The following is a 19993-nucleotide window of genomic DNA, read 5'->3' as shown; positions in this document are numbered from 1 at the left end:
CTTGGCGGTGTCGATCGCGTGCTCGATGCCGTCGGTGACGAACACGAACGAGTCGCTCTCCCGCTCCCAGCCCTCGGGGACGGTGTGCGTGACGACGACCACGGGCACGTCCATGGGGTGCCGGCCGCCCCAGCCGTGGGTCATGTCGAACAGCCGCCGGCCGACCACCAGCGCACCCGTCCGCTCGTTCAGGTCGCGCAGGTGTTTCGCGCTCGCCGCCGAGGTGCGCAGTGTCATGCCGGGCGTGGCCGTCGGCGTCTCGACGTCGCCGTTGTTGTACCACTGGAAGAGGTATTCGAACCCGCCGTGCGACGCGTCGGCGATGTAGCCGTCCAGCGACATGGTCGCCCCGGTCGTAACCTTCGTCATCGATCCGCTCCTTGGTTGCCTCGGCCCGCCGGTGACCGGGCCGGTCCGTCTCTGCCCAGGGGTCGAACCTGGCGACGCCGAGTTCGACATCGGCGGCCGGATTTTTTCGACAGCCTTTTCCAGCCGCACTTCCGCGATCGCGGTCAGCGGGCGGTTGCTCAAGGCCAGGCCAGGTTTGGCCCTCAGGCGCAGATGCCCAACTCTGGCCCATCGCCCCGCTACTCGGACAAGTCGTTACATTAACGTTAACGGCGGCGTCTCCCGGGCGTGGTTAGCTGTCGCAAGATCCGGACGTGAGCACCGGTCAGGTGCCCGTCCCCGGCTCGTGCCGTCGTTGCCGAGCCTTCCGTTCTGCTTCCCGAATGGAGAGACGCTGTGCGAACCAAGACAATGGTCGCGGCCACCCTGTCCGCGGTGCTGCTGTCGGCGCTGCCCGTGGCCCCCGCTTCCGCGGCGACCGCCGACTCGGCCTGCCGCGAGGCGCCGATCAATCCGGTGAGCACCGGGGCGGTGTTCAACAACCCGGCGGCCGGTGACCCCACCGCCGTCGTACGCCAGATCTGCGGTCTTGTCCGGCAGGCGCCCGCGGGTTCCCGGATCCGGATCGCCCAATTCGTCATCTCCGGCGCCGCCGGTCTCGACTTCGCCGGCGAGCTGGTCGCGGCCCGCCGGCGGGGCGTTGACGTGCAGGTCGTGCTCGACGGGTGGCAGGTGACCAACCCGGCGGTGCGGATGCTGCGGGACGAGTTCGGCGGCGACCGGTCGCGGGGGTCGTGGCTGCACGTCTGCAGCAACCTTTCCCCGGAGGGGAACACCGCAGCGTGCATCGGCACCAAGGGCAACCACAACAAGTTCTACCTGTTCTCCGAGACCGGCGGCCGGTCCGACGTCGTCGTGCAGTCCTCGGCGAACTTCACCGACGTCAACTCGGCCACCTACTGGAACAACGCGATGACGCTGGTCGGCAACCACCGCCTGTACGCCGCCTACAACGCGTACTTCGAGGACCTGGCGGCCGAGCTGCGCGACGACGACTACTACCGCACGGTTGCCACCGGCATGCCGGGTGGCTCAGTCACCGCGTTCTTCTACCCTCGCGCCGAGGGCGACCCGATCGTGGAGCAGTTGGCCGGCGTCGCGTGTGGCGCGGGTGCGACCATCCGGATCGGCATGTCGGAGTGGGACAGCTACCGGATCGGGATCGCCGAGCGGATCGTGGAGTTGGCCGACCAGGGCTGCCAGGTCCGTATCGTGCACGGCCTGATGGACGACGAGGTCTACGCCCTGCTCTCGGCCCACCCGAACATCTCCCTGCGTGAGCTCAACGGCGCGACGCTGCCCGGCCGCATCCACTCCAAGTACCTGCTGCTGGAGAGCGGGCAGGGCGGGCACTGGGTGATCACGGGTAGCCCCAACTTCAACCGGACCTCGCTGCGTCGCAACGACGAGGCGATGGTGAAGACCAACATCAAGTCGGTGTACGAGCAGTACCGGGCCAGCTTCGAGGCGATGTACGCCGTCGCCGGCTAGGTGCCGGGGAGTGTCGGCCTCGTCCGGGTCCGGGGCCGTGTGCCGGTCCCGGATCCCGGGCTTCCGGCCGGCGCTCAGGGGCTGTGACCGACCACTTTCAGGTGGGTCCGACGGGCGGGCGAATCCGACACCCGGCGATGAGTCGGGCTGATTTTTCACGCACCGTCCCCGGTGGTGTCATGGACCGTGACCGCACGCCCCGCCGGTGGTCTCGGGCAGGATTTTCCGACCCTTGACACCCCTGTTCGGCAGTCGTAACCTACGGGCAATCTCAACGTTAATGCGTCCTCCGACGCGAGGAGCTACATTAACGTTAATGGTGACGAGCGGAGTTAGTGTGACCCAGGCACCTGAAACCGTTGACATCGGTGAGCAGATCCGCCGGGCCAATCTGGCCTCGGATGTGCGGCTGTCCCGATTCAACCCGCTGCCGAGAATTCTCTGTTACGACGACTTCAACACCGGCACCCATGGCTGGACCGAACTGATCGGCAACCACGATCACAAGGGTGACCTGTCGGTTGTCGACGACCACATGCGCGACTTCCGCCCGCCGCAGTTGAGCGCGTGCAACTTCTTCGACATCGGCACGCACGGCGCCATGTCCGGCACCTACGCGCTGAAGGTGGCCAGCAAGCCGTTGGCCGGCCACACCGGTGTGGCCATCCGTCGGCTGACCATGGCCGGTCGCGGAAAGGTCCAGTTCGAGACGTACTTCTCCTACAACGCCGAGGCGGCGTCGACCGAGAACCGGGCCGATGAGCAGGCCGGCAGCGCCGGGTGGGACGCCAACTTCCACCCGTCGGAGACGCAGTTCGGCGCGCTGACCGTCGCCACCGACATCTGCGACGGCACCCGGTACCACACCGTGATGCGCTACCTGAACACCGACCTGGACAACAACCTGAAGCGGCAGTGGGTGTACCCGACGGTTCCCGAGCCGACCCCGCGAGAGCATTTCGAGGGCAAGCTCAAGCTTCCGCGACTGGCCGACTTCACCGCCCCGAACCCGGAGGACTGGAGCCCGGTCGGCGAGCCGCAGGAACTGTGCTACAACGAGGTGCCGACAAAGGTCAACTGGCATTACCTGCGCTGGGTGATCGACACCAGCACCCGCAAGAACGTGGAACTTCAGGTCAATGACCGGGTCATGGATCTGTCCGATGTCCCCGTGCCGCCGTACGGCGAGACCTACGGTTCGCTCAACAATCTTCTGAACTTCTACGTGAGTGTGCGCACGCACACCAACGTCCGCAATTTCGTGTACCTCGACTCCGTCGTCATCTCGACGGATTGGTAGGCCAATTCCATGCACAATTCCATGACCGCGGTCCTCGAGCGCGACGGCATCACCGGACCGCACTACACCACCGAACCGTACGAAGTGGCCTGGGCCCGGGAGGCCCGCTGGTTCCTGCGGGTGCTCGACCTGCCGGCCGGCGTGCGGCAGTTCGACTGCACCGTCCAGGTCTCCCCGGACGGGCTGTACTGGTGCGACCTCGACGAGCCGGCGACGACCGTCGACACGACCGGGGTGTTCACCTGGGTCACCCGTGAGTTCGGCGGCTGGCTGCGGCTGCGCGTCACCGTCCACGGCGACGCCGCCGACACCCAGGTTCCCACCCTCATCTATCTCGCGCTGAAGGCCTGACGACGCCCTCCGCGTCGCCGACGGCCTACCCCTTGAGGAGAAGGCGATGGACAACCACACCACCACCATCAACCGCCGGCGCTTCATGAGCATCGCCGGCATCGGAGCGGCGAGCGCCTTCCTGGCATCCTGTGGGGTGGCCGGCGGCGACGCGGAGAAGGCGAAGAAGGCCCTCCAGGTCTGTTTCGCGCAGCCGATCACCGACCTGGACCCGCTCAGCGCCAACACCACCGTCGATGAGCCGGCGCTCATGGCGCGCCGGCTCATCTTCGACACCCTGGTGCGTCGTCAGGGCGACACGTACGCCCCGGCGTTGGCCAAGTCCTGGACCCGGCCGGACCCGCAGACCTGGGTCTTCGAACTCCGCGACGACGTGACCTTCCACGACGGCACCAAGCTGACCGCGGACGACGTGGTCGCCTCGCTCAAGAAGGCGATCAGCAAGACCACCAATCTCTCCGCCCTGTGGGGGTCGGTGAAGTCGGCCGAGGCGACCAGCCCGACCGCCGTCACCATCCGTACCGACGGGCCGCTGGGCACCCTGCTGGTCAACCTCACCCTGCTGTTCATCCCGCCCGGAAAGCGGCTCGACGATCCGGAGTTCTTCCGCAAGCCGATCGGCAGCGGGCCCTTCCGGGTGGACTCCTTCGCCCCGTCGTCCAAGCTCAGGCTGGTCAAGGCCGACAAGTACTGGGGCGAGGCCGCGAAGAGCCCGGCGATCGACCTGCCGTACATCCCGGAGACCTCCACGGCGATCACCTCGCTGCTGACCGGCGACGTGGACGCCTTCTGGCCGGTGCCGCCGGACCAGGTGCGCGACGTGGCCGGCAAGAGCGGCGTCAAGGTCGAGCGGGTGCCCAGCTACGTGTACTTCCTCAACTGGTTCAACTGCTCCCGCAAGCCCTTCACCGACCCGCGAGTCCGCCGGGCGATGTGGCACGCCGTGGACATCGAGAGCATCGTGCGCGACCTGTACGGGGAGTCGGCGAAGGTGATGGACGCGCCCATCCCGTCCACCGTCTTCGGCGCCGCGCCGCAGCAGCCGTACGCCTACGACCCGGCCCGGGCCCGGCAGCTGCTCGCCGAGGCCGGCCTGGCCGGCGGATTCACCACCTCGATGATGTGGTTCGCGACCAGCGGACCGCTGATCTCCCAGCTCGCCCAGTCGATGATCGCCAGCTGGGCCAAGGTGGGCATCAAGGTCGAGGCCCAGCAGGTCGAGAAGGCGACCTGGCTGGAGCGGCTCAACAAGCTCGACTGGGACATGGACCTGCAGACGAACACCGTCACGACCGGCGACGCCGACTTCACCCTGGGCCGGCTCTACACCTCCAAGGCCAACCGGATGGGCTACCACAACCCGGCGCTGGACGAGCTGCTGGCCAAGGCGCGCGGCTCGTCCGACCAGGCGGAGCGGAAGACCCTGTACGCGCAGGCGTGCAAAACGATCTGGGACGATGCGGTCGGGATCTTCCCGGCGACCATCACCACCGCCTACGCGGTGCGGGACACGGTGCAGGGCTTCACGCCGGTACCCAGTAACCAACCAGATCTGTCCACAGTGCTGATGGGAGGCTGAGCGGTTGCCCGCAAGCCGCTCGACGTCACCATGACTCCACCTCGACGCGTCACGCTGCAAGACATCGCCACCTCGGTCGGGCTGTCGGTCAACACCGTCTCCCGTGCGCTCGCCGGCAAGAGCGCGGTGAACGAAGCGACCCGGGCGATGATCAAGGCCGAGGCCGACCGGCTCGGCTACGTCCCGAACACCATGGCCCGGTCACTGGTCCTCGGCCAGGCCATGACCATCGGGGTGGTCATCACCAACCCCTCGAACCCGTTCTATTCCCGCATGATCAGCGCGATCGAGCAGCGCGGCAGCGTGTTGGGCTACTCGGTGCTGCTGGTGGTCTCCGAGGAGAACCACACCAACGAGCTGCGGGCCGTGGACTCGATGCGGCGCTGGGGCGTCGACGGCGCCCTCGTCGTGCCGGTGCAGCCGGGGGCCGAGCACTGGCAGCGGTTGATGGCCGCCGGCACGGAACTGGTGCTGGTCAACCGGGACCTGCCCGAACTCGACTGCGACCTGGTCGGGATCGACTACGAGCGCAGCGCCTACGAGGCGACTCTGCACCTGCTCGACACCGGCGTCGAGCAGGTCTACCTCCTGGAGGAAGACCTGCAGATCTCCACGGTGCGCGCGCGGGTGGACGGGTTCCACCGGGCGCTGGCCGAACGGGGGGTGCCGCCGGAGTCGGTGCGCGAGCTGCGCGTACCGACCCGGCGGCGCGCCGCCAACACCCTGCCGTGGGAGCCGGCCGAGGCGTACGAGCTGGCCCAGCACCTGGTCGCCGACGTCCCGCCCCGCTCGGGCATCCTGGTCGGCAACGACTCCTTCGCCCTCGGCGTCTACCGCGCGTTCAACGAGGCGGGGCGGGTGATCGGCGAGGAGGTCGCGGTCGTCGGCTTCGGCGACCATCCCTTCGCCGCGTACCTCACCCCGGGCCTGACCAGCGTCCGACTCCCCGCCGAACAGGTCGGCGCCGCCGCCGTCGACCAGCTCGTCGCCCGGATCGGCCAGCGCGGGGCCGCCGCGCCCCGGACCCGGATCAGTTTTCCCGGCGAGCTGATCGTCCGCGACTCCTCCACCCACCGGCAGCCCACTGCCGCCGACCCCGGGAGCAGCTGATGCTCAGGTTCGTCCTGAAACGCCTCGCGCAGGCCCTGCTGATCATTCTGGCCTCGCTGACGGTGGTCTTCCTCGTGGTCCGGGTGGCCCCCGGCGACCCCGCCGCGCTGATCCTCGGCACGTCGGCCAGCCCGAGCGACCTGGCCGACCTGCGCCGGGAGCTCGGGCTCGACGAGCCACTGCTGAGCCAGTACGCCACCTTCCTGCACGGCGTCCTGCAAGGCGACTTCGGAAGCTCCTGGCGGCTCGGCGGCGACGCCCTCGCCAACGTGCTGGACCGGCTGCCGGCCACCCTCCAGTTGTCCGCCTGCGCGCTGGTGGTCACCCTCGTGGTCGGCTTCCCGCTCGGTGTCGTCAGCGCGCGCCGGGCCGGCTCCTGGATCGACCGGCTGATTTCCGTGCCAACGCTGCTCGGCCAGGCACTGCCGTCGTTCTGGGTCGGCGTGATGCTGATCCTGATCTTCTCCCGCACCCTGGACGTGCTGCCGGCGACTGCCGACGGCACCGTCGCCTCCCTCGTGCTGCCGTCGGTGACGCTGGCGCTGCCGTTCCTCGGCTGGCTCGCCCGGCTGGTTCGCAACGGTGTCCTCGAGGAACTGGGCAAGGACTACGTCCGCACCGCCCGCTCCAAGGGCGTCGATAGCCGGGTGGTCTTCTACCGGCACGTCGTCCGCAACATGATGATCCCGGTGGTGACCCTGCTCGGGCTCCTGGTCGGCAACTTCATCGCCAACGCCGTGATCATCGAGGTCGTCTTCGCCTGGCCCGGCGTCGGCTCACTGATGATCGACTCGATCACCAACCGGGACTACTCCGTGGTCCAGGCGGCCATCATGACGATCACCGTCGCGTACGTCCTGCTGAACCTGCTGGTCGACTTCCTTTACGTCAAGCTGGACCCGCGGCTGAATCCGGAGCACATGTCATGACCCTCAACCCCGCATCCCCGGCGGAAGCCCCCGAGCGCGCCGCCGCCGGCCCCGGAACCCCCGCCCCCGACGCGAATCCGGCCGTACCGGCCCCGGCCCGCCGCCGGATGCCGCCGCGCGCCTGGGTCGCCGTGGGCTTCCTCGCCCTCGTCGTGCTGGGCGCCGCGGTCGGCCCGCTGCTGCTGCCGTACTCGGCCACCGACACCGACCTGCCCAACCGGCTGTTGCCACCGGGAGCGCGGCTCTCGGACGGGGGCGTCACGCTGCTCGGCACCGACCAGCTCGGCCGCGACCTGCTCGCCCAGATCCTCGCCGGCAGCCGGGTCTCCGTGATCGTCGGCCTGGCCACCGTGCTGATCGGCGGCTTCGCCGGCCTGGTCCTGGGGCTGCTGGCCGGGTACTTCGGCGGCTGGATCGACACCCTGATCTCCCGCCTCGGCGACGCCCAGCTCGCGTTCCCCAGCGTGCTGTTGGCCATCCTCATCGCCGGTGTGCTCGGGCCCAGCCTGACCAACATCATCATCGCCCTGGCGGTGACCCGGTGGGTGATCTTCGCCCGGGTGGTCCGGGCGTCCGCGCTCACCGTCCAGGGCCTGGAGTACGTGGAGTCCGCCCGGGTCGTGGGCGCCGGTCACCTGCGGATCCTCGTCCGCTACATCCTCCCGTCCTGCTGGGCGCCGCTGCTGGTGGCAGGCACCGCCCAGATCGGGCTCGCCATGGTGGCCGAGGCGTCGCTGAGCTTCCTCGGCCTCGGCGTCCCGGTCACCCAGGCCTCCTGGGGCGCGACGATCTCCGACGGCCGTGACTATCTCTCCTCGGCCTGGTGGATCTCGACCCTGCCCGGCGTGGCCCTCGCCCTGGTGGTCGTGGCGGTGGGCCTGGTCAGCGACGCCTACCGCGACCACACCGACCCGAGGGCGGCACTGTGACCGACACTCGACCGCCGCACGGCGGCACCCCGACCGCACCACTGATCAGCCTCACCGACCTGCGCCTGACCCTCGGCCGTGGCGCCGGCGCGGTGGACCTGGTCCGCGGCGTCAGCCTCGACGTGCCGCAGGGCACGACGGTGGCCATCGTCGGCGAGTCCGGCAGCGGCAAGAGCCTCACCGCGCTGTCGATGATGGGCCTGCTCCCGCCCGGCGTCACCGTCGGCGGCGGCGACATCGTCTTCGACGGCACACCGGTGGCCCGGCTGACCGAACGCGAATGGCAGCCGCTGCGCGGCCGGCAGCTCGGCATGATCTTCCAGGACCCGCTGTCGGCGTTGAACCCGTGCATCCGGGTCGGCGACCAGATCGCCGAGATGTTCCGGCTCCGGGCCGGTCTGGGCCGGCGGGAGGCCCGCGACCGGGCCGTGGAGTCGATGGTCGAGGTCGGCATCCCCGACGCCGAACGGCGTGCCCGCTCGTACCCGCACGAGTTCTCCGGCGGCATGCGGCAACGCGTCATGATCGCCATGGCGCTGTCGCTGCAACCGCGGCTGCTCATCGCCGACGAGCCCACCACGGCGCTGGACGTCACCGTGCAGGCGCAGATCATGCGGCTGCTGGTCGCCCGCAAGCAGGCCCGCGGGCTCACCATGATCCTGATCAGCCACGACCTCGGCGTGGTGTCCCGTTCCGCCGACTCGGTGGTCGTCATGTACGCCGGCCGGGTCGTCGAGTCCGGGCCGAGCCGCGAGGTCCTCACCCGGCCCGCCCACCCGTACACCGTCGGGCTGATGCGCTCGGTGCCCGACCGCCGGCGGCCGGGCGCGGCCCTGGAGGCCATCCCCGGCCAGCCGCCGGATCCCCGCACCGTGCTGTCCGGGTGCGCCTTCCACCCCCGGTGCCCGATGGCTCGGGACCGGTGCCGGACCGAGGTGCCCGCGCTGCGACCCGTCGGTCCGGCCCGGGCCAGCGCGTGCCACTTCGCCGACGAGGTCGTCGGGGACGGCGCGAACCTGCCCGAGACCAACGACGCCAGCGAGGTGAGCGGACATGCCTGAGTCCACGCCGGTCCTGCGGGTCAAGGACCTGCACGTCGACTACCGGCTCTCCGGCGGGCTGTTCTCCCGGGGCCGGCGGGTACGGGCCGTCGCCGGGGTGGACCTGGTCGTCCCGGCCGGCAGCACCGTCGGGATCGTGGGCGAGTCCGGCTGCGGCAAGTCCACCCTGGCCCGGACCATCGTGGGACTGCTCCCGGCGGCCAGTGGCCAGGTGCTGCTCGGCGACGTTGACCTGGCCACCGCCTCCCGGGCCACCCGCCGCCGGCTGCGCCCCGACGTGCAGATGGTCTTCCAGGACCCGTACGCGTCGTTGAACCCCTGGATGACCGTCCGCGACCTGATCAGCGAGCCCTGGCAGATCCACCCCGGGATCGTGCCGCGCGAGCGGTGGGACGCCGAGGTCGACCGACTGCTCGAACTGGTCGGATTGCGGTCCAGCCAACGGGGGCTGCGACCCCACCAGTTCTCCGGCGGCCAGCGGCAGCGCATCTGCATCGCTCGGGCCCTCGCCGTGCGACCGAAGGTGATCGTCTGCGACGAGGCCGTCTCCGCGCTCGACGTGTCGATCCGGGCGCAGATCCTCAACCTGCTGCGCGACGTGCAGGCCGAGACCGGCGTGTCGTACGTCTTCGTCTCGCACGACCTGGGCGTGGTGCGGCACGTCGCCGACACCGTGGCGGTCATGTACCTGGGCCGCTTCGTCGAGCAGGGCCGCACCGACGAGGTGTTCGGCGCGCCGGCCCACCCGTACACCCAGGCGTTGCTGTCCGCCGCCCCGGCGGTGGACGACTGGCGGCACGACCGGCCCGAGGAGATCGTGCTCGGCGGTGAGGTGCCCTCACCGCTCGCACCGCCCAGCGGCTGCCGGTTCCGGACCCGCTGCTTCAAGGCGCGGGAAAGCTGCGCCCAGATCGAGCCGGAACTCACCGACCGGGCGGCCGGACACCATGTCGCCTGCCATTTCGCCGAGGCCGACGCGCGGTACGGAATCGTCGGATGACCCCCACCCCACCACCCCGAGGAGGACGCGTGCCCGAGACAATGCGAGCGGTGGTCTGTCACGGACCGAAGGACTACCGGCTGGAGGAGGTGCCCGTCCCGGTGCCCGGCCCCGGCGAGGCGCTGGTCCGGGTCGAGGCCGTTGGCATCTGCGCCAGCGACCTGAAGTGCTACCACGGCGCGACCAAGTTCTGGGGCGACCAGAGCCGCCCGGCGTGGGCGCAGACGGAGGTCGTCCCGGGCCACGAGTTCGTCGGCGAGATCGTCCAACTGGACGACGCCGCCCGCGCCCGGTGGGGCGTCGAGGTCGGTGACCGGGTGGTCTCCGAGCAGATCGTGCCCTGCTGGGAGTGCCGGTACTGCCGGCGCGGCCAGTACTGGATGTGCGCCCCGCACGACATCTACGGCTTCAAGCGCCGTACCCCGGGGGCGATGGCGTCCTACATGGTGTTCCCGGCCGGCGCCCTGGTGCACAAGGTCTCCCGCGACCTTCCGCCGGCGCACGCCGCGTTCGCCGAGCCGCTGTCCTGCGCGCTGCACGCCGTGGAACGCGGCGGCATCACCTTCGACGACGTGGTGGTGGTCGCCGGATGCGGGCCGATCGGCCTGGGCATGGTGGCCGGGGCGCGGGCGAAGTCACCGGCGCACGTGGTGGCCCTGGACATGTCCGACGAGCGGCTCGAGCTCGCCGCCGCGTGCGGCGCCGACGTCACCGTGAACATCGCCCGGGAGGACCCGCTGGAGGTGGTCCGCGCGCTGACCGACGGGTACGGCGCCGACGTCTACCTGGAGGGCAGTGGCCACCCGGCCGCCGTGCTCCAGGGCCTGAACCTGCTGCGCAAGCTCGGCACCTACGTGGAGTACGGCGTCTTCGGCTCGGACGTCACGGTCGACTGGAGCATCATCAGCGACGACAAGGAGCTGGACGTGCGCGGCGCCCACCTCGGCCCGCACTGTTGGCCGGCGGCGATCCGGATGCTGGAGTCCGGCGTGCTGCCGATGGACCGGATCTGCACCCACCAGCTCCCGCTCACCGACTTCCAGCAGGGACTCGACCTGGTCGCCGACGGCACCCGGTCGGTCAAGGTGTCCCTGATTCCCGGGCAGTAGGTGCGGCCCGTGAGCGACTACCTGATCGGCATCGACCTCGGCACCGCCAGCAGCAAGGGGGTCCTCGCCCGGCCGGACGGCACGATTGTGGCCACCGCCACCCGGCCGCACACCGTCTCCTACCCCCGCCCCGGCTGGGCCGAGGTGGACGCCGACGCGGTCTGGTGGGCCGACGTGGTGGCGATCAGCCGCGAGCTGACCGCGGCCGCGGCGGGCGGACGCATCGCCGGAGTGTGCGTCAGCGGCGTCGGCCCCTGCCTGCTGCTCTGCGACGAACAGGTCCGGCCGGTGCGACCGGCCATCCTGTACGGCATCGACATGCGCGCCACCGCCGAGATCGCCGAGCTGACCGAGCGGTACGGCGCCGAGGAGATCGTCGCCCGGGGCGGCTCGGCCCTGTCGTCGCAGGCAGTCGGCCCGAAGATGCTCTGGGTCCGCAGGCACGAGCCCGAGGCGTGGGCGCGGGCCACTCGCTGGTATAACTCCAACTCGTTCGTGGTGGCCCGGCTCACCGGCGAGTACGTGCTCGACCAGCACAGCGCCAGCCAGTGCGACCCGCTGTACGACATCGCGGCCCGCCGGTGGAGCGCGGACCGGATCGCCGACCTCGCCCCCGAGCTGCGCTTCCCGGAACTGCTCTGGCCGGCGCAGGTGGCCGGCACGATCCACGCGGCGGCCGCCGCCGAGACCGGACTGCCGGACGGCACCCCCGTCTGCGCCGGCACGGTGGACGCCTGGGCGGAGGCGTTCAGCGCCGGCGTCCGTAACCCCGGTGACCTGATGCTGATGTACGGCTCCACGATGTTCTTCGTCCAGGTGCTGTCGCAGCCCCGCACGCATCCGTTGCTCTGGACCACGTCGGGGGTCGAACCCGACTCGTACACGCTGGCCGCCGGGATGTCCACCTCCGGCCTGCTCACCGAGTGGGTGCAGCGCCTGACCGGGGGAGCGCCCTTCGAGGAGCTGATCGCCGAGGCCGAGGCGACCCCGCCCGGCGCCGACGGGCTGCTCCTGCTGCCGTACTTCGCCGGCGAACGGACCCCGATCTTCGACCCGTCCGCCCGGGGGGTGGTGGCCGGGCTGAGCCTGCGCCACGGCCGGGGACACCTGTTCCGCGCGGTGTACGAGGGCATCGGCTACGGCGTCCGGCAGATCATCGACCTGCTCGACATCGCGGGCGGTGCGGCCGGCCGGATCGTCGCGGTCGGCGGGGGCGCGCGGGCCGGGCTGTGGACCCAGGTGGTCAGCGACATCACCGGCCGGGAGCAGATCCTGCCGGCCCAGACCATCGGCGCCAGCTACGGCGACGCCCTGCTCGCCGCGATCGGCACCGGCCTCGTCCCGCCGGAGACCGACTGGTCGCGGGTGGCGCGGACGGTGACGCCGGACGGGAGCACGTCGCAGCTGTACGACCGGCTGTTCGGGAACTTCCAGTCGCTGTACCGGACGACCCGGGAGGTGGTGCACGAGCTGGCCGCGGTGCAGCAGGGGGAGTGAGTCAGGGCCGTGCACCGGGCGCGGAACAGACCGATCATCCCGAGAACGCCCGCACGGAGGAACCCGCGTGACGCCCGGGCCCGGGCCAACCAGCCGGGGTTGGCGCGGATGGCCGGCCCTCAGTCGCTGACGTCGCCGGGCTTCGCGGCGATATCGATCAGGTGTGCCCGCAGTTGGTCATCCGTGGGCTCCACCAGGAAGTTACGTCGGGCCACACCAGGGTGGGAATCCGACGTTGACCTCGCTGCAGCCGGCGGACAAGTTTCGTCGCGGCGGGGTCCTCCTCGACGTCCACGTAGTGATAAGCGATTCCAGCGGTATCCAGCAGTGCACGGCTGCGGCGGACATCAGGGCACCAGCCGGTGCCGTACACCACCAACCGGGGCTCGGCCGCGTTTGGATGGAGGAGGTCGTCGCCGGTCATGTCGGTCTCCTGTGGCGAATAGAGGGGACAGTGGGGACGCCGCGTCCGCGCGCCGCGCGACTGCCGACGGCGGACGCGGCGAGCCGGTGATCAGACCACGAGTTGGTATCCGGCCCGCTCCACGGCTTCCCGGATGTCGACGGTCTGCAGCGGTGCGTCGCTGACGACGGTCACCTTTCCGCTGGCCACGTCGATCCGCACATCGGTCACGCCGGCGACCTTGCTGACGTGACGGCTCACGTTGCTGGCGCAGCCACCGCAGGTCATTCCCGACACGGTGTACGTGCGGGCTCCGTCCGTGCTGACGGTGGCCGCAGCCGCGCTGTCGGCCGTGCCGGTGGCGCAGCCGCAGCTGGATTCATTCGCGCACATCAAGACTCCTCGGATAGCTCCCGCGACCGGCTCGCCGACAACGCGTCCCCGTCGGCGATGAACGGGCCAGCATCCCGCCGGCTGGCGGTCTGACAATACCCCCCTGGGTATCCGGCTCAAGACCTCACCGAACTTCCGCCTGGAAGCGGGCAAACGCCTGCGGACACTTGACGCCGGATACGGGTAGGGGGTAGACAATCCGCGTTACCAGTACCCCCTATGGGTAACCGAAGGAGTGGTCGCAGTGTCATCCGGTTCCAAGCGGTGGTGGGCGCTCGGGCTCATCGCCCTCGCCCAGTTCGTGGTCATCATGGACACCTCGATCATCGGCGTCGCGCTACCGCGCATGCAGGCCGACCTCGGCTTCTCACCACAGAACCTGTCCTGGGTCTTCAACGCCTACGTGGTGGCCTTCGGCGGCCTGCTGCTGCTCGGCGGCCGGCTGTCCGACCTCTTCGGCGCCAAGCGCATGTTCGCCGCCGGCTGGCTTGTCCTGCTCATCGGTTCGGCGGCCGCCGGCCTCGCCGACAGCGTCGCGGTCGAGCTGGCTGCCCGCGCCGTGCAGGGCGCCGGGGCCGCGCTGATCGCCCCGTCGGCCCTGACGCTGCTGATGATGCTCTTCGGCGCCGAGCCCCGAGAACTCACGAAGGCGCTGGCCCTCTACGGCGCCGCCGCGCCCGCCGGTGGCACCGCCGGGGTCTTCCTCGGCGGCGTCATCACCGAATACATCAGCTGGCCGTGGGTGTTCTACATCAACATCCCGGTCGCGGTGCTCGCCCTTGTGGCTGCTCCGTCGCTGATGCCCGCCGGCGGCACGCGCCGTGGGTCGCTGGACGTCGTCGGCGCGCTCACCGTGACCGTCGGCCTCGGCGCGGCGGTGTACGGCATCGTCCGCGCTCCCGAAATCGGCTGGGCCTCCGGGCAGACCTGGCTGGTCCTCGCCGGAGCCGTCGTCGCCCTGGGTGCGTTCGTCGCCATCCAGGCGGCCCGCCGGGAGCCGCTGATGCGGTTGTCCATCTTCCGCGCGCCCAACCTCGCCGCCGCCAACGTCGCCCAGATAATGCTCGGCGCGGCGTGGATCCCGATGTGGTTCTTCCTCAACCTCTACCTGCAGCAGGTCCTCGGCTACCGCGCCTTCCCCAGCGGGGCCGCCCTGCTGCCGATGACGATTCTCATCATGATCGGGATGATCTTCCTCGCGCCGCGGGCCATCGCCCGGTTCGGGCCTGCCCGCATGGTGGTCACCGGCCTCGCCGTCCTGGCCGTCGGACTCGGCTGGCTCGCCCTGGTCCGCCCCGACGGCAGCTTCGCCGTGGACGTCCTGCCCGCCTCGCTGGTCGCGGCGCTAGGCATGTCCCTGGCGTTCATCCCGTCACTCGGTACGGCCATCTCCAGCGCCCGGCCGGAGGAGGGCGGCCTCGCCTCCGGCATCGTCAACACCAGCTACCAGATCGGCTCGGCGCTCGGCCTGGCCGCCATGACCGCGGTCGCCGCCTCCGCCGGAGCCGACCGGCTCGGCGACCTGCCCGCCCTCACCGATGGCTACTCCGCCGCTTTCGTCGGCGCCGGGATCGTCGCCGCCGTAGGAGCCGTCATCGCCGGCCTCACCCTGCACACCGCAAAGCCACAGCCCGCCAACGACGCAGAGCCGGTACGCGCGGGGTGACCTGATCCAGCCAGGGCAATCCTGGCTTCGTAGGTCACCGGCTCGGTTGCCGGGGGTGGACGCACCCTTCCGCCCACGTCGCCTCGCCGCTCGTTACGAGACCGACCGTAGGACGCGTGGGGTGAGTCAGGTCCTGACTCACCCCACCGGCGTCGGCCGGCGGCAGATGTCCCGGCCCGGCGCGATCCGCTTGACCTCGATCATCAGCGAGGGCACCCGCGTGCCTTGCCATCGCCTCCAGGTCGGCCCGGCACCCAGAGTGGGACAAAGCGGGACCATGCCGGCCTGGTGCTGGTTACGCTGTCGCAGGAGGTGAGCCACGTGTTGAGAGACGCACCGGTGCAGGCGGCCATACCAGCGAGCGACATGGAACGGGCGAAGCGCTTCTATCGCGACACCCTGGGCCTGACGATCTCCCGGGAGGCCGAGGACGCCGTCCATTTCGAATCCGGTGGAACGCACTTCTTCATCTATCCCACCTCCAACGCCGGGCAGGCGCCCCACACGTTGGCGGCCTGGTTGGTCGCCGACCTCGACGCCGAGATGGCGGACCTCCGGGGGCGCGGCGTGACGTTCGAAGAGTACGACGTCCCTGGCCTGAAGACCGTCAACGGCGTCGCAGAGGTCGCGACCATGCGCGCCGCCTGGTTCAAGGACAGCGAAGGCAACATTCTCGGCGTGACTCAGCCCCGCCAAGGGTGACCCTCGTAGTCGCCATCCGCCCTCTCCGGCCGATCACGACGACCGACACGCTTCCGCCAGTGCGACCGCGTCGCGGCCCCCGGTGCTCTCGGTTCCGGATCCCACCAGTGCGACCGTGGGCACACGCCCCGCCCGCATCCCTCGGCGCAGCTGCCCGTCCACGCCTGGCCGGACCGAGCTGAACGACACAAGATCGGCCCGCCACCCTGTTTCAGCAGGTGAGGGTCCCGGCCAACCGCGCCCGCCACAGCCTCCGTGTCGCTCGGCGGCGCGGCCGGATACGGTGGCAGGCGTGACCAACGCGGTGCGGGTGTCGGCGTGGTGCAGCTGACCTGGTGCGGGCACAGCACCGTGTGGATCGAGGACTCGGGAACGCGGCTGCTGACCGACCCGCTGCTGCGTGACCGGCTCGCCCATCTGCGCCGTCGACGCGGGCCCACCCCGCGACTACCGTCCGCTCCGGACGCCGTACTCGTGTCGCACCTGCACGCCGACCACCTGGACTTCGCGTCACTGCGCCGGCTGCCCGAGCACACCGCGCTGGTGGTGCCGGCGGGCGCCGCACGGCTGGTCCGGCGGGCGCTCGGCGCGGCGGCCGCCGGGCGCTGCACGGAACTCGCGGTCGGTGACCGGCTCACGATCGGCGGCCTCGACGTCGCCGCCGTCCCCGCTGCCCACCACGCCGGCCGGGGTCCCTGGTCCCGGCACCGGGCCGCCGCCGTCGGTTACCTGATCGAAGGCCGCGCGCGAACCTGGTTCGCCGGGGACACGGGTCTCTTCGACGAGATGGCCGAGCTGGGGCCGCTCGATCTCGCGCTGATCCCGGTGGGTGGCTGGGGCCCGACGCTCGGCCCCGGCCACCTCGACCCGTCGGGGGCCGCCGAAGCGGTACGACGCGCGGCGCCGGCGTGGGCCGTACCCATCCACTTCGGCACCTTCTGGCCGGTCGGGTGCGACCGGATCCGGCCGGACCGGTTCTTTCGGCCGGGCGACGACTTCGCTCGTCAGGTGGAGACGGTCGCGCCGGCCACGCAGGTGCGCGTGCTGCGGCCGGGCGAGTCGTTCCTAGCGGACCCACGGTGACGGCCACGCTCGGTGCGCTGGGCTCGCTGATCCTGGTGGTGCTCTTCGGCTCCGTGCTCCCGGTGGTGCCGACCGGCGCGGCGGTCAGCGGCGCCGCGGCACTCGCCGCCCACCAGCATCCGGTGACCGTGGTGCTGGTCGTGATCGCCGGTGCCGTCGGCGCGTACATCGGCGACCTCGCGACGTACGGCATCCTCGGATGGGGTGGCGAGCGGGTCGCCCAGCGGCTACCCGGCCTGCGCGGACGGCAGCGGGTCGGCCGGGTTCCGGCCCGCGTGCGCGAGGGGCACGTCTCGACGCTGCTGGTGTCCCGGCTCATCCCCGGTGGCCGGGTCCCGGTGCTGCTGGCCGCAGCCGTGGCAGGGCTGGCCTGGCGGCGGTTCGCCGTCGCCAACGCGCCGGCCAGCCTGCTGTGGTCGGTGCTCTACGCCTCGATCGGGGTCCTCGGGCGGGCGGTCTTTCCGGAGCCGTGGCAGAGCGTCGTCGCCGCGATCCTGCTCGTCGTCCTGGTCACCCAGGGACTGGGCTGGCTCAGCCGGCGTCGGCGGCTGCCGGATGATCCGCTGGCCCCGTAGGCCGGTCAGCGCCTGCGCTACGCGGCCGGCTCGCGGCGCCGGTCGTGGTCCCGGTCGACGTCCGGCTCGTTGCCCGTGCCATCCTGCGTGCCGGCGTGGTCGTCGGCCCGCCGCAGGCCGAGCCGCCGCATCCAGCCGAGCAACTGCCGGTGTACGTCGTCCGGGCCGACCAGTTCGCCCTCCTGCGGCCAGTCGGCGGGATGGATGAGCAGGGCCTCGGTCTGCCAGCCGCCGAGCCCGCCGTGGCACCCCACCAACTCCTCGAAGGCCGCGACCTCCTCCAGGCCCGGCTCCACGGCGCTGATCACCACGAGGTCGCCGACGTGGTCCATCGCCTGGTGGCGAAGCAGGTCATGGCGGGCCCGGGGGCCGTACGGGGCCAGCGGATCATCACCCTCGATCTGCCCGTCCCGCAGCCAGTGGCAGCCGCGGCCCCCGATCGCCACCGGTCCGGCGGCGGAGTCGACCACGACCAGCCCGATGCCGGGGTGCGCGGCCAGGCCGTCGATCAGCCCCGGGACGGCGGCGTCGATCCGCTCGCGGGTCAGCCGGCCCGGATGATGGGGCAGGTAGATCATCGCCAGGTTGCCCGATGCCACCACCACGGCCTCCGGATCGGCGGCGGTGGCCGCCTCCTCCCGGTCGGCCGGCCCCAGGCTGACCTCGCCCCCGTCCGCTCGCGACCGCATGGCCAGCCGAGCCGCCGTGCCGGTCGCCCCGCCCCGGCCACCGACCTCGGCGAGCAGCGCGTTCACCCGGCCCCACGACTCGACGGGACCGGCGGCCTCGACGGTCGCCGCGGGTTGGGCCGGGACGGTGGGCGCCAGCCGGGGGCCGGACGCGACCGTCCGCACCGGGTGCGCGGCAAGGCGGGCAGTCAGCTCCGCCAGCGACTCGCCGTATCGCTGGCGGAACGTGGCGCCCTGGCTCTGCCCGTGGTCGCTCAACACCACGATGTGGTAACGCCGCGTCGCCTCAGCCGCCAGCCGCTGCAGGACGCCGAGCGTCTGATCGAGCGCCTCGAGGACCGCCATCGCCTGCGGGCGAGCCGGCCCGGCGTGGTGGGCCACCTCGTCGTAGTCCAGGAAGTCGCAGAAGATGACCGGTGCCCCGGCGGCCATCTGCTCGGCGATGAGCGACACGTTCAGGTCGCTGAGCAGGCTCGCCATCGGGCGCAGCGCCAGGTACGAGCCCCGGCGCCGTCCCCTTGGCTGGATGTCGCGCAGCCGCTGCCGCCGCGCCTCGTACAGCTCGCGAAGCACCTGCCCGGCCCCGCGCACCACGGCGCGCGCGAAACCGTACGGGCTGGCCATGAACACCGCGTAACCCCGGGTGGACGGTCCGGGCAGTCCCGCGCGGCTCACCGTGAGCAGGCTGGTGGGGGCGTCGCCGGTGAAGGCGGTGCTGATACTGACGCCGCCGTCCCGCAGCAGACCCTGTCCGGTGGACAGGCGCTGCTCGATCTCGGCGGCGTCGCGTGGCCGGCTGGTCACCACCATGCGGCCGGCGGAGCGAGCCCTGCTGTCGCCCACTGTCGCCTTCTCGTACCAGCGATAGGCCGGCACCCGTCGAGTGTCGCCGTACAACAGGCCCGCCTGCGCGGCGGGCGTCGTGGCCGGCAGTCCGGTGTGCCAGCGGGTCATCCGGTGGCTGCCCGAGCGCAGCCACCGGCCGACCGTGGGCAGGTTGCCGGCGCGGATAGCCCACCCCACCAGCGGCGCGGCCACCCCGTCTAGCTGGACGATGAGCAGGCCGTCGGCGGCCTGCCGGGCGGGCGTCTCCACCGTGACGCCACCTCGCCGCCGTCGGTGTCGCCACGTGGGGCGCCGCTCCCGCCTGCGCCGCACCCGGGTCATCACCCACAGCATCTCGCTGACGAACGCGTCGTCCGTTCCTGCGTCAGCGAGCCAGTTCACGACCGCCGCGAGCGCCACGGCGAGCCAGGCGGCGGCGAAGGCATCGGCGAATCCCGCCACGTCCGCTTCCGGATCCAGACGCAACGCGACGTACATGACGACGGCCTGTACGGACACGCCGATGGCCAGAGCGCCGAGCCCGCCGAGCGTGGTGGCCAGGGCGAACAGCAGCGGCCGTAGCACCGCGCCGATCGCGGCGATCAGCCCGACCAGCCACAGGGTCGCGACCAGGCCACTCGCGGTGACGCCCGGCAGCAGCCACAGCGTCGTACTGAGCACCACGAACGAGGTGATCATGTTGCGCAGCAGGGCGCGCACCCGAGCGAACGTCGGCCGGTAGTCGCGCAGCACCCCCAGCCCGACGCGCACAGGCTGGGGCAGCAGCGTTCGGTGCCCCCCGGCATCTGGGTCCGGCTCCATTCGACTCACAATGCCACACCCGATCTGCCAAGATCCGTATGCCGGAGGGCCGGAGTGCCCGCAGGCTGGAG

At 71.2% G+C, this 19993-nt stretch carries 18 protein-coding genes and 1 pseudogene; 15 read left to right on the top strand and 4 right to left on the bottom strand.

Annotated features, from left to right (window positions below):
- A pseudogene (locus ACY34I_RS32095) lies at positions 1–369 on the bottom strand (dihydrofolate reductase family protein); the annotation flags it as partial.
- A gap of 375 nt (positions 370–744) precedes the next feature.
- On the opposite strand from ACY34I_RS32095, the gene ACY34I_RS32090 reads away from it, so the two are divergent.
- The 11 genes from ACY34I_RS32090 to ACY34I_RS32040 all read left to right on the top strand — a co-directional run bounded on the left by ACY34I_RS32090 (position 745) and on the right by ACY34I_RS32040 (position 12764).
- On the top strand, positions 745–1899 hold the full coding sequence (locus ACY34I_RS32090; protein WP_462758929.1) for a phospholipase D-like domain-containing protein: 1155 nt from the start codon (positions 745–747) through the stop codon (positions 1897–1899).
- Between the two features lie 337 nt (positions 1900–2236).
- Positions 2237–3199: a DUF6772 family protein gene (locus tag ACY34I_RS32085; RefSeq protein ID WP_462758928.1), complete on the top strand. Its 963-nt coding sequence runs from the start codon at positions 2237–2239 to the stop codon at positions 3197–3199.
- A 21-nt stretch (positions 3200–3220) separates the two neighbouring features.
- Positions 3221–3550 (top strand): hypothetical protein, encoded by a 330-nt coding sequence (locus ACY34I_RS32080; protein WP_222870865.1) that lies wholly within the window; start codon positions 3221–3223, stop codon positions 3548–3550.
- A gap of 46 nt (positions 3551–3596) precedes the next feature.
- Positions 3597–5129 (top strand): ABC transporter substrate-binding protein, encoded by a 1533-nt coding sequence (locus ACY34I_RS32075; RefSeq protein ID WP_462758927.1) that lies wholly within the window; start codon positions 3597–3599, stop codon positions 5127–5129.
- A 30-nt stretch (positions 5130–5159) separates the two neighbouring features.
- A complete protein-coding gene (locus ACY34I_RS32070) occupies positions 5160–6239 on the top strand; it encodes a LacI family DNA-binding transcriptional regulator (protein WP_462758926.1) in 1080 nt (359 codons plus the stop codon).
- Entirely contained in the window at positions 6239–7168 is a 930-nt protein-coding gene (locus tag ACY34I_RS32065) for an ABC transporter permease (protein ID WP_462758925.1), read from the top strand. Before ACY34I_RS32070 ends, ACY34I_RS32065 begins: the two co-directional genes overlap by 1 nt.
- Entirely contained in the window at positions 7165–8097 is a 933-nt protein-coding gene (locus ACY34I_RS32060; RefSeq protein ID WP_462758924.1) for an ABC transporter permease, read from the top strand. Before ACY34I_RS32065 ends, ACY34I_RS32060 begins: the two co-directional genes overlap by 4 nt.
- On the top strand, positions 8094–9158 hold the full coding sequence (locus ACY34I_RS32055) for an ABC transporter ATP-binding protein (RefSeq protein WP_462758923.1): 1065 nt from the start codon (positions 8094–8096) through the stop codon (positions 9156–9158). The genes ACY34I_RS32060 and ACY34I_RS32055 overlap by 4 nt, the downstream gene beginning before the upstream one ends.
- Positions 9151–10158 carry an ABC transporter ATP-binding protein gene (locus ACY34I_RS32050; protein WP_462758922.1) on the top strand — a complete coding sequence of 336 codons (1008 nt, stop codon included), beginning with the start codon at positions 9151–9153 and terminating at the stop codon, positions 10156–10158. Before ACY34I_RS32055 ends, ACY34I_RS32050 begins: the two co-directional genes overlap by 8 nt.
- Positions 10155–11267 (top strand): alcohol dehydrogenase catalytic domain-containing protein, encoded by a 1113-nt coding sequence (locus tag ACY34I_RS32045; RefSeq protein ID WP_462758921.1) that lies wholly within the window; start codon positions 10155–10157, stop codon positions 11265–11267. Before ACY34I_RS32050 ends, ACY34I_RS32045 begins: the two co-directional genes overlap by 4 nt.
- Before the next feature lie 9 nt (positions 11268–11276).
- Complete coding sequence (locus ACY34I_RS32040) at positions 11277–12764, top strand: FGGY-family carbohydrate kinase (RefSeq protein ID WP_462758920.1); 1488 nt, start codon at positions 11277–11279, stop codon at positions 12762–12764.
- A 157-nt stretch (positions 12765–12921) separates the two neighbouring features.
- On the opposite strand, the gene ACY34I_RS32035 is transcribed toward ACY34I_RS32040, so the two are convergent.
- Positions 12922–13188: a glutaredoxin family protein gene (locus ACY34I_RS32035; RefSeq protein WP_462758919.1), complete on the bottom strand. Its 267-nt coding sequence runs from the start codon at positions 13186–13188 to the stop codon at positions 12922–12924.
- Between the two features lie 90 nt (positions 13189–13278).
- Positions 13279–13560 carry a heavy-metal-associated domain-containing protein gene (locus ACY34I_RS32030; protein WP_462758918.1) on the bottom strand — a complete coding sequence of 94 codons (282 nt, stop codon included), beginning with the start codon at positions 13558–13560 and terminating at the stop codon, positions 13279–13281.
- 244 nt (positions 13561–13804) lie between these two features.
- Here ACY34I_RS32030 and ACY34I_RS32025 point away from each other — a divergent pair, with 244 nt between their 5' ends.
- From ACY34I_RS32025 to ACY34I_RS32010, 4 genes are all read left to right on the top strand, one after another.
- Positions 13805–15226, top strand: a complete 1422-nt coding sequence (locus ACY34I_RS32025) for an MFS transporter (RefSeq protein WP_462758917.1) — start codon at positions 13805–13807, stop codon at positions 15224–15226.
- A 288-nt stretch (positions 15227–15514) separates the two neighbouring features.
- Positions 15515–15928, top strand: coding sequence for a VOC family protein (locus ACY34I_RS32020; protein ID WP_462758916.1), 414 nt, complete (start codon positions 15515–15517; stop codon positions 15926–15928).
- Between the two features lie 318 nt (positions 15929–16246).
- The gene (locus ACY34I_RS32015) at positions 16247–17011 is read left to right on the top strand and encodes an MBL fold metallo-hydrolase (protein WP_462758915.1); all 765 of its coding nucleotides are present in this window, start codon (positions 16247–16249) and stop codon (positions 17009–17011) included.
- Positions 17008–17586 carry a DedA family protein gene (locus tag ACY34I_RS32010; protein WP_462758914.1) on the top strand — a complete coding sequence of 193 codons (579 nt, stop codon included), beginning with the start codon at positions 17008–17010 and terminating at the stop codon, positions 17584–17586. The genes ACY34I_RS32015 and ACY34I_RS32010 overlap by 4 nt, the downstream gene beginning before the upstream one ends.
- A 17-nt stretch (positions 17587–17603) precedes the next feature.
- Here ACY34I_RS32010 and ACY34I_RS32005 read toward each other — a convergent pair whose 3' ends face one another.
- Positions 17604–19871: a phage holin family protein gene (locus tag ACY34I_RS32005; RefSeq protein WP_462758913.1), complete on the bottom strand. Its 2268-nt coding sequence runs from the start codon at positions 19869–19871 to the stop codon at positions 17604–17606.
- Positions 19872–19993 lie beyond the last annotated feature (122 nt).

The sequence above is a fragment of the Micromonospora sp. RTBAU3-60 genome (assembly GCF_054963695.1).
This window is presented reverse-complemented; position numbering and strand designations above follow the sequence as displayed.